8 protein-coding genes are annotated in these 10,349 nt (G+C 71.3%); 4 read left to right on the plus strand and 4 right to left on the minus strand.

Features of this window, described 5'->3' with window-relative positions; genetic code table 11:
• On the minus strand, positions 1–918 hold a 918-nt coding region (locus E1262_RS29665; protein ID WP_203454725.1), incomplete at its 3' end, for a chorismate-binding protein.
• Positions 919–1,086: 168 nt separating this feature from the next.
• Positions 1,087–2,007, minus strand: a complete 921-nt coding sequence (locus E1262_RS29670; RefSeq protein ID WP_132107946.1) for a slipin family protein — start codon at positions 2,005–2,007, stop codon at positions 1,087–1,089.
• A gap of 115 nt (positions 2,008–2,122) precedes the next feature.
• On the opposite strand from E1262_RS29670, the gene E1262_RS29675 reads away from it, so the two are divergent.
• The 3 genes from E1262_RS29675 to E1262_RS29685 all read left to right on the plus strand — a co-directional run bounded on the left by E1262_RS29675 (position 2,123) and on the right by E1262_RS29685 (position 6,535).
• Entirely contained in the window at positions 2,123–2,728 is a 606-nt protein-coding gene (locus E1262_RS29675) for a TetR/AcrR family transcriptional regulator (RefSeq protein WP_132107947.1), read from the plus strand.
• Between the two features lie 64 nt (positions 2,729–2,792).
• Positions 2,793–4,526, plus strand: coding sequence for an ABC transporter ATP-binding protein (locus E1262_RS29680; protein ID WP_132107948.1), 1,734 nt, complete (start codon positions 2,793–2,795; stop codon positions 4,524–4,526).
• Positions 4,523–6,535, plus strand: a complete 2,013-nt coding sequence (locus E1262_RS29685; RefSeq protein WP_132107949.1) for an ABC transporter ATP-binding protein — start codon at positions 4,523–4,525, stop codon at positions 6,533–6,535. Before E1262_RS29680 ends, E1262_RS29685 begins: the two co-directional genes overlap by 4 nt.
• Positions 6,536–6,547: 12 nt before the next feature.
• On the opposite strand, the gene E1262_RS30710 is transcribed toward E1262_RS29685, so the two are convergent.
• Both E1262_RS30710 and E1262_RS29690 read right to left on the minus strand, forming a co-directional pair.
• Positions 6,548–6,694: a hypothetical protein gene (locus E1262_RS30710; RefSeq protein WP_162606141.1), complete on the minus strand. Its 147-nt coding sequence runs from the start codon at positions 6,692–6,694 to the stop codon at positions 6,548–6,550.
• Between the two features lie 1,065 nt (positions 6,695–7,759).
• Complete coding sequence (locus E1262_RS29690) at positions 7,760–8,893, minus strand: ankyrin repeat domain-containing protein (RefSeq protein WP_162606142.1); 1,134 nt, start codon at positions 8,891–8,893, stop codon at positions 7,760–7,762.
• 148 nt (positions 8,894–9,041) lie between these two features.
• Between E1262_RS29690 and E1262_RS29695 the strand changes: the two genes are divergently transcribed.
• On the plus strand, positions 9,042–10,349 hold a 1,308-nt coding region (locus E1262_RS29695; protein WP_132107951.1), incomplete at its 3' end, for a metallophosphoesterase family protein.

Here is a 10,349-nt window from a genome sequence, read left to right on the forward strand (position 1 = left end):
CCCACCCACCTCATAGCGCGTGATCACCCGCGCCGCGTTCTCCAGCGGCGACCCCGTCACGGTCGGGGCGAACATCGTCTCGCGCAGCACGTCGCGCACGTCCAGCCGCGTCGCGCCCTCGAGCAGGTACTCGGTGTGGATCAGGTGGGTCATCTCCTTGAGGTACGGCCCGAGCACGCGTCCGCCGTCCTCGCACACGGCGCTCATCATCTTCAGTTCCTCGTCGACCACCATGAACAGTTCCTCGGTCTCCTTCGGGTCGGCGAGGAACCGGAGTAGATCGCCGGAGGTCGCACCGCCCGCCGGGACGCGGTACGTGCCGCTGATCGGGTTCATCACGACGGTGCCGTCGTCGACGCTGACGTGCCGCTCCGGCGTCGCGCCGACCATCGTCACGTCGCCGGCGTGCACCGCGAACGTCCAGTACGCGCCCGGTTCGCCGGTGAGCAGCCGGCCGAACAGCCGCAGCGCCGCGTGCGGTACGGATCCGGTCAGCCGGGCCAGGTAGTCGCGCCGGATGACGAAGTTGGCGCCGGCGCCGCGGCCGATCTCGTCGCGGATCACCCGGCCGACGATGTCCGCGTACTCGTCGTCGGCGACGTCGAACCCGCCCGGCGCGACGTCGACGTCGCCGGACACCGCGGCCACGACGTCCGCCCGCGACAGCTGCGCCCGCTCCCGCACCCGGAGGCAGCGCAGCGGCGCGCCGTCGTCGTGGCACTCGAAGCCGCGCTCGGACAGCTGCCGGTACGGGATCAGCGCCAGCGTCGCCGGGCTGTCCGGGTCCGGCAGCGGGATGTCCGCCAGCCGGTCGACGTCGACGAGGTCACCGAGCAGCAGCTCGACGCCGGGCCGGCCGGCGCGGGCGAGCACGGCGAACGGCGGGGGAGCGGGGTCGTCGAGCAGGTCCTTCAGCATGGTCGTTCCTTCCGGTCGAGCCTCGACCGGGGCGGAACGGCGCCGGATACGACAACGACCGCCTCGGTGAGGCGGTCGCTTGCGTGGGGTACGCGAAGGGGGTGGGCCGCCTAGGAGGCGGGCCACCACGTGCCGAGCACGGTCGCGTACATGCCGCAGACCCTAGCATCACGGCGGCGGAGGCGGCGGCCGATCCGCCAGCTGCCGCTCCGCGATCGGCCGCTCGGCGCCCGGCCGCTCGCCGATCGACCGCTCGGCGCCCGGCTGCTCGGGCAGCGACCGGGCACCGTTGCTCTCGGCGGTGCTCTGCTGACCGGCCGGCGCGACCGGCTTCTCCGTCGCGTTCTCGAGGAAGCGCAGCAGCTCGACCGGGAACGGCAGCACCACGGTCGAGTTCTTCTCGGCGGCCACTTCGACGATCGTCTGTAGCAGCCGGAGCTGCAGCGCGGCCGGGGTCTCCGCCATCGCCGACGCCGCCGAGGCGAGCTTGTGCGACGCCTGGAGCTCACCGTCGGCGGTGATGATCCGCGACCGCCGCTCCCGCTCCGCCTCGGCCTGCCGTGACATCGACCGCTTCATCGTCTCCGGCAGCGCGACGTCCTTGATCTCGACGCGGTCGATCTCGATGCCCCAGCCGATGGCCGGGCTGTCGATCATCAGTGCCAGGCCCTGGTTCAGCGACTCCCGGTTGGACAGCAGGTCGTCGAGCTCGCTCTTGCCGATGATCGACCGCAGCGACGTCTGGGCCACCTGCGAGACGGCGAACTCGTAGTCCTGCACCTCGACGACGGCGTCGACGGGGTCGTGCACGCGGAAGTACACGACGGCGTCGACGCGGACCGTCACGTTGTCGCGGGTGATGCCGTCCTGCGCGGGGATCGGCAGCGTGATGATCTGCACGTTGACCTTGCGCATCTGGTCGACGAACGGCGCGATCCAGATGAACCCCGGCTCGCGCGGCGGCCCGTGCACCCGTCCGAGCCGGAAGACGACGCCGCGTTCGTACTGACGGACGATGCGGGCGCTCGCGCTCAGTCCGGCGAAGCCGACGATGACCAGGATGATGAGGATCGCGAGTAGCGCACCCATGCTGACCTCCTCGTCAGCGGCCCTTCACCTTCGAGCGTACGCCCGCCGTCCGCGCGGAGCGAACGCCCGGCAACCGAGTTGTGAGTGAGTCCTCACTCACTTACCATCGTGACTCATGGCCACCGAGACCCGACGGACCCGCGCGACGCCCATGTCGCCCGACCAGCGACGCGAGGCGATCATCGCCGCCACGGTTCCGCTCGTCCGCCAGCACGGGTTCGCCGTCAGCACCAGGCAGATCGCCGACGCGGCGGGCATCGCCGAGGGCACCATCTTCCGGGTCTTCGACGACAAGGACTCGCTGCTGCGGCAGGCCCTCGAGGCGGCTCTCCACCCGGGTGACACCGAGCGGCGGCTGGCCGCCATCGGCACCGACCTGCCGCTGGAGGACCGGCTGCTGCTCGTCGCCCAGATCCTGCACGAGCGGCTGACCAGCGTCTTCCAGCTGATGGCGGCGATCGGCTTCCAGCGGCCGCCGGGCGACGACGGCCGGAACGAGCCGCCACGGCACGCCGGCATGATGGCCATCATCGCCGAGCTGGTCGAGCCCGACCGGCATCGGCTGCGGGTGCCGCCGGCCGAGGTGGCGCGGCGGCTGCGCATCCTCGCCTTCGCAGGCTTCCACCCACTCATCAACGACCACGAGCCCATGACGCCGGCCGAGATCGTCGACCTGCTGCTGCACGGCGTCAGCACCGAAGCGGGCGACCCGTCGCCCTGACCCCTCGACCCGGGTACACGAACCACCACACGTCAGATCCGATACTCCAGTTCGGAGCCGCACCATGCTCATCACCCTGCTGCGGACGTACCTGCGCCCGTACCGGCGATGGCTCACCGCCGTCGTCGTGCTGCAGTTCGTCGGCACGCTGGCCTCGCTGTACCTGCCCAGCCTCAACGCCGACATCATCGACAACGGCATCGCGCGCGGCGACACCGGCTACATCATGCGGACCGGCGGGTGGATGCTGGCGGCGACGCTGCTGCAGATCACCTGCTCGGTCGGCGCCGTCTACTTCGGCGCCAAGACGGCGATGGCGTTCGGCCGCGACGTGCGGGCCGCCGTCTTCCACCGCGTCGGCGAGTTCTCCGCGCGCGAGGTGGGCCGGTTCGGCGCGCCGTCGCTGATCACCCGCAACACCAACGACGTCCAGCAGGTCCAGATGCTGGTGCTGCTGTCGTGCACGCTGCTGGTCGCCGCGCCGATCATGGCCACCGGCGGCGTCGTCATGGCGCTGCGCGAGGACGTCGGGCTGGCCTGGCTGCTGCTGGTCTGCGTCCCGGCGCTGATCATCGGCATCGCGCTGATCGTGCGGCGCATGGTGCCCGGGTTCCGGCGCATGCAGGAGCGCATCGACGGCGTCAACCGGGTGATGCGTGAGCAGATCACCGGCATCCGGGTGGTCCGCGCGTTCGTCCGCGAACGGTGGGAGCAGAGCCGGTTCGCCGTCGCCAACACCGCGCTCACCGAGACCGCCCTCTACGTCGGCCGGCTGACGGCGCTGATGTTCCCGTGGGTCATGCTGATCTTCAATGTGTCGAGCGTGGCCGTGCTGTGGTTCGGCGCCGGCCGGGTCGACGACGGCCAGATGCAGATCGGCGCACTGACGGCGTTCCTGACCTACCTGATCCAGATTCTCATGTCGGTCATGATGGCGACGTTCATGCTGGTCATGGTGCCGCGGGCGACGGTGTGCGCGGAGCGCATCGGCGAGGTGCTCGGTACCGAGTCGTCGGTCGTGCCGCCGCCGGAGCCGGTGACGCGGCTGCCGGGGCGGATGTCGCTGGAGCTGCGCGGTGCGTCGTTCGCCTACCCGGGCGCCGAGGCGCCGGTGCTGCGCGACGTCACGTTCACCGTCGAGCCGGGCACCACGACCGCGGTCGTCGGCAGCACCGGCTCGGGCAAGACCACGCTGGTCAGCCTGGTGCCGCGGCTGATCGACGTGACGGCGGGCCAGGTGCTGACCGGCGGCGTCGACGTCCGCCGGCTCGACCCCGAGGCGCTGCGGGAGCGGATCGGCCTGGTGCCGCAGAAGGCGTACCTGTTCTCCGGCACGGTCGCCAGTAACCTGCGCTACGGCAAGCCCGGCGCCACCGACGACGAGCTGTGGGCGGCGCTCGAGATCGCGCAGGCCGCCGACTTCGTCCGCGAGATGCCCGAGGGCCTCGACGCACCGATCGCGCAGGGCGGGACCAACGTGTCCGGCGGCCAGCGGCAGCGGCTGGCGATCGCCCGGGCGCTGGTCCGCAAGCCCGACATCTACCTGTTCGACGACTCGTTCTCCGCGCTCGACCTCGCCACCGACGCCCGGCTGCGGGCGGCGCTGCGGCCGCACACCACGGACGCTGCGGTGGTCATCGTCGCGCAGCGGATCTCCACCATCATCGACGCCGACCAGATCGTGGTGCTCGACGACGGCGCCGTCGTCGGGCTCGGCACGCACACGCAGCTGCTGGAGAGCTGCCCGACGTACGCCGAGATCGTCGAGTCCCAGCTGACCGCGGAGGAGGCGGCATGAGCGCGTCCAGGCCGGCCGGCGGGGCCGGGTCCACGACGACGATGCCCGCGGCGCCCGCGCGTCCCGGCGGGGGAGGACTCCGGCCCGGTGGCGGACCGTTCGGCGGCGGCATGGCCGGGCCGCCGCAGAAGGCGATGGACTTCGTCCCGTCGGCGAAGCGGCTGATCGGCCGGCTGCGGCCCGAGCGGACCGGCGTGCTCCTGGTGGTCGTGCTGGCCGTGGTCAGCGTGGCGCTCAACGCCGTCGGCCCGCGGCTGCTCGGCCACGGCACCGACCTCATCTTCCAGGGCGTCATCGGCCGCCAGCTGCCCGCCGACGTCACCAAGGACCAGGCGGTCGAGAACCTGCGCGCCGACGGGCAGGACACCTTCGCCGACATGATCGCCGGCATGGACGTCGTCCCCGGTCAGGGCGTCGACTTCGGGGCGCTGCAGTCGGTGCTGCTGGGCGTGCTCGCGCTGTACGTGGGCGCGTCGCTGTTCATGTGGATCCAGGCCTACCTGCTCAATACGATCGTGCAGCGGACGGTGTTCCGGCTGCGCTCCGACGTCGAGGACAAGATCCACCGGCTGCCGTTGAAGTACTTCGACGCCAACGCCCGCGGCGACGTGCTGAGCCGCGTCACCAACGACATCGACAACGTGTCGCAGAGCTTGCAGCAGACCATGAGCCAGCTGCTCAACTCGCTGCTCACCGTGCTCGGCGTGCTGGCGATGATGGTGTGGATCTCGCCGCTCCTGGCGGTGATCGCGTTGGTGACGATCCCGCTCTCGATGGTCGTGACTGCCCTGATCGCGAAGAGGTCGCAGCAGCAGTTCGTCGCGCAATGGGCGCACACCGGCGCGCTGAACGGGCAGATCGAGGAGGCCTACACCGGGCACGCGCTGGTGAAGGTGTTCGGCCGGCAGCGCGAGGTGGAGCAGTCGTTCGGCGCCAAGAACGACGAGCTGTTCCAGGCCAGCTTCGGCGCCCAGTTCGTGTCCGGGCTGATCATGCCGGTGATGTTCTTCATCGGGAATCTCACCTACGTCGCGATCGCCGTCGTCGGCGGCCTGCGGGTGGCGTCGGGGTCGATGAGCCTCGGCGAGGTGCAGGCGTTCGTGCAGTACACGCGGCAGTTCACCCAGCCGCTCACCCAGCTGGCGTCGATGGCGAACCTGCTGCAGTCCGGCGTCGCGTCGGCGGAGCGGGTGTTCGAGCTGCTCGACGAGCCCGAGCAGGTGCCCGACCCGGCCATGCCGGCGACGCTGGACGGCCCGGCCCGCGGGCGGGTCGAGTTCGAGCACGTGACGTTCAGCTACGACCCGGACCAGCCGCTCATCGAGAACCTCTCGCTGGTGGCCGAGCCGGGCCGGACGGTGGCGATCGTCGGCCCGACCGGCGCCGGCAAGACCACGCTGGTCAACCTGATCATGCGGTTCTACGAGCTGCAGGGCGGGCGGATCACCATCGACGGTCGCGACATCGCCGAGCTGAGCCGCGACGAGCTGCGCTCCAACATCGGCATGGTGCTGCAGGACACCTGGCTGTTCGGCGGCACGATCCGGGAGAACCTCGCCTACGGCGACCCCACGGCGTCGGAGGAACAGATCCGCGCGGCCGCCGAGGCGACCTACGTCGACCGGTTCGTCCACTCGCTGCCCGATGGCTACGACACCGTCATCGACGAGGAGGGCGACAACATCAGCGCCGGTGAGAAGCAGCTGCTCACCATCGCGCGGGCGTTCCTCGCCGACCCGTCGATCCTCATCCTCGACGAGGCGACGTCGTCGGTCGACACCCGCACCGAGGTGCTGGTGCAGCACGCCATGGCGGCGCTGCGCAGCGACCGGACCAGCTTCGTCATCGCGCACCGTCTGTCGACGATCCGCGACGCCGACCTGATCCTCGTCATGCGCGACGGCGCCATTGTCGAGCAGGGCTCGCACGCCGACCTGCTGGAGCGGCGGGGCGCGTACTTCGACCTGTACAACAGTCAGTTCGCGCTGCCGGCGGTCGACACGGACTGATCGCCGGACGGTTCAGGCGTCGCGGCCGGTCGGGTCGGTGCCGGCGAGGCGGACGAGGCCCAGGCCCTCGGCCCGAACGCAGACATAGAGGGTGTAGGTGCGTTCTCCCCGCTCACGCTCGGCCCATTCGATCACCTCGTGGACGTCGGCCCCGCGCACCTAGTACTCATGGGATGAGGCGTTGTCGCCCCAGAAGTAGACGCGGTACGTGGGGCGATCGTCCTCCCAGGTCTGGTCGCGGGGTCGACGTCGGCGATGTCCACTTGTACAGCCTCCCAGACCGAACGACGAGCGGCGGGTCATACACGCGGCGCACTCCGTTGACCGTATGGACCTGGTTGTAGTTGCTGCGTGCCCTCGGTACGAGATCGCCACTGGAAGTTCTCGTGAAGGACAGCAGGCCGCGCTGACGCACCGTGACAACTGGCAGGTCGACGGTTGGATCCTTTGCGGGTCTTCTGCTGTATCCGTGGTCCGGGTTCGTACCGTTGGCCGTCCCCCTGCTGCCCCATTCTCCTGCCACGAACGTGCGCATAAAGCGGACTGTTGGGCGCTTCGCGCTGGCGGTGACCGCTTGGCCCGCGCGCCCGCGGCTCTGGGTGTTGGCCGCCGTTGTCGATGACGATGGGTCGTCGTTGACGTTGACGACGACGACCGGCACGCTTGATCATGGAGAAGGTCGCCTTTGGAGTCGCGGGAAACCCGACCTTCTCCATGATCAACTCGGTAAGGGACGGTGTGAGCCGCTATGGGGCAGGTCATTCCAGGCGCTGCCCGCGGAGGTGTTGACATGAGCGCCAACGGTTGGCGCTGGTGTCAACACGCCCGGTTGTGATCGGTGCCCGGCCCGGGCCGGCCCAGCGTCGCGGGGGCGGCCGACGCCGTACGACGGCGACGTCGCCGCGCCGATCACACGACCTCGCCCGTGACCGCCAGATCCTCGTGATCAGTGACGCCATCATCGGCATTTTCAATGGCGGCTAACATCATGGGCGCTATCAGGGGGACGGGGCCAGTCTGGGCACACCTCGAGGCGCCCTGGCGTGGAGCGGTGTGGCGTTGGTGGCTGTGGACAGCGATGATCATCAACGATCGCGCACGTCACTAGGCGTTCTCCCGCTCTACCACCCATGCATGCCTGGTGAAGCGGGAGAACGCCTGGTGGGCGGCCTGCAAAACCCGGCGAACCACACGCGACCGACCCATGGAAGCAGCAGGAGCGCCTCATTTGCCTTGCTGTGGTCGAGGCCGCCCGTCCGCGGGCAGTTCGACACCGTGGTCGAGGAGGGCTCGCGCGCACCCGTCGAAGTCGCGCGGGCCCTCCGTGCCGTTGCGCGACGCCCACTCCAAGGTGCCGACGACGGTGTCGCCGAAGCCATGCGGCACGGCCGGGTCGGCGCCGTGCTCGAGGAGGAACCGGGTCAGGCCGGCGTCGCCGCGGAAGACTGCGTGGTTCAGCGCGGTCGCCTGCCAGTCGCCGCCGACGGTGTCGATGGGCCAGCCCGCCTCGACCATCAGCCGGAAGGCGTCGGTGGCGCCGGCCGCGGCGAGGTCGGGCAGCAGCCGTCGTTGGGTCTCGTCGAGCGTCGCGACCACGTCCGGGTGGGCCGCCAGCAGCCGGCGCGCGGCCGCTGCGTCGCCGCTCGCGCACGCGGCGACGACCAGCTCGCGGAGATCCAGCGGCTCGACGGCGCCCGAGCCGTGCAGCAGTTCCGCGACCTCGGGGTGGCCGAACCGCAGCGCCAGCCGGTAGGCGCCGACGCCTTCCGGCGTGACGGCGCGTGGGTCCGCCCCGGCGTCGAGCAGCAGCCGGACGAACGCCGTCGAGCACCGGCGCCGGATCGCGAACAGCAGCGGCGCGCCCCAGGACGGCGACGGCTCGTTGGGGTCCCCGCCGTGCTCGAGCAGCAGCCGCAACACGTCTGCGTCGTCGTGGTCGGCGACCGCGTACATCGCGTTCGTGCCGGTCACCGTCGCGCCCGCCGCCAGCAGCAGCCGCGTGCACTCGATGTCGCCGAGTGAGTGGTAGAGGGACTCGCCGTCGTCGGGGTCGGCCCCGGCGTCGAGCAGCGCCCGGGCGCAGTCGCGCAGGCCGGCCGCGAACTCCGGCAGCCGGACCAGCGACGAGTGCGTGACGGCGACCAGCGGCGGCAGGCCGAGCGGCCCGCCCGGCCGGTGCACCCAGCCGTGGTCGGCCGCGGCCGTTCCGCGCACTACGTCGACGTCCCTGGCCGCACAGGCGAAGTAGGGGTCGGACCGGTCGACGAGGGCGGTCCACCGGGCGGCCTCGGCCGGCCGGGCGACGTGGGTTCCGCCGATCGTGTCGCCGGCGTACACAAGGCGCAGCCAGTCGGTCACCGTCAGGCCGCGGACCTCCGCGACGCGCTGCCGCCGATCCTACCGTCTTCACCGGCCGGTACGGGGGAGTTCATCCGACGGGCCCCGGCCGCTCGATCACCGCCCCTACCGTGACCGCCAGTCAACGGCGAGCCGGGAGCGTGCAGCGATGACCGACACCGACACACCGAGCAGGACGATCGATCGGCGGCGGTTCCTCGGCCTGGCCGGGGCCAGCGTCGCAGGCGCTTTGGCGACGACGGCCGTGCCGGGCTCGTTCGTCCGGCCGGCCCGGGCCGCTGCGGCTCCCGACGGCGTGAGCCTGCGGTTCGCGGTGATCACCGATACCCATGCGAGCCCGGAGGAGCCGGTCCGGCTGCAGCTGCTGCCGCGGGTCTTCCAGTCGATCGATCGGGCGAACCCCGACTTCGTCATGAACTGCGGCGACATCACCGACTACGGCGCCGGCGTGGAGTTCGACGCGTACCTGGCGACGATACCGGAGACGCTGCGGCCGAGGACGCGGCACGTGCCCGGCAACCACGAGGTGCGCTGGGACGTCAACGCCGGCCAGTCGTACCACCAGACGTTCGGCCCGGCGCCGTACACGTTCGACGCCGGCGGGCTGCGGATCGTCGGCCTGGACGTGACCCAGCTGCTGCAGGAGCCCGGCCACTTCGGTCCGGAGCGCCTGCGCTGGCTGTCCGGCGCGATCGACCAGTCCGCGCCCGCGGTGCTCTTCCAGCATTTCCCGTACGGCGCCGACCACTACTACGTCAACGACCAGGACGCGTTCTTCGCGACGGTGACCGGGTCGCCGGTGCGCGCGGTGTTCGCCGGCCACGTGCACGCCGAGGGCGTCTACCGCTTCAATGGGTTCACGCAGGTCACCGGCGCCGCGACCCGCAACGCGGCGCTCTACTACTGGGTCGAGCGGGTCGAGGACGCCGGGCACCCGGTGCTGCGCGTCTGGGTGGTGACGGTGGCCATCGACGGCGTCGAGACGCGCCGCGAGCTGACCACGATCCCGCTCGGCGGCGACGGGTCCGGCCGGCTGCTGGCGCCGGGCAAGGTCGTCATCGACCTCGCGGCGGGCGGTGCGCTGGACGTCCGGGTCGAGGTCCCGCGCGACGGCGCACCGGCGCAGGTCCGCGCCCAGCTCTACCCGCAGCACGTCTTCGGCGGCCGCAACGCCGGTGCCTGGGTGCCGCTGACCGCGCCGAACCGCAGCCGCTGGTGGTCCGGGACGGTCGACGCCGCGGCGCTGCCGCCGGGAACGCACCGGCTGCAGCTGCGGGTCGTCGGCGCCGACGGCGCGACGCACGAGTCGACGACGGCGTTCGAGCTGCCGGCGGTCGCCGGGACGCCGTCGCGACGGTGGTCGCGGATGCTGTCCGGGAGTGTGCAGGGCGGGCTGACGGCGACGCCGGGCGGGCTCGTGCTGGCGGGCTCGACGGGCGGGGAGGTGACGCTGGTG

The sequence above is a fragment of the Jiangella aurantiaca genome (assembly GCF_004349105.1).
Classification (GTDB): Bacteria; Actinomycetota; Actinomycetes; order Jiangellales; family Jiangellaceae; genus Jiangella; species Jiangella aurantiaca.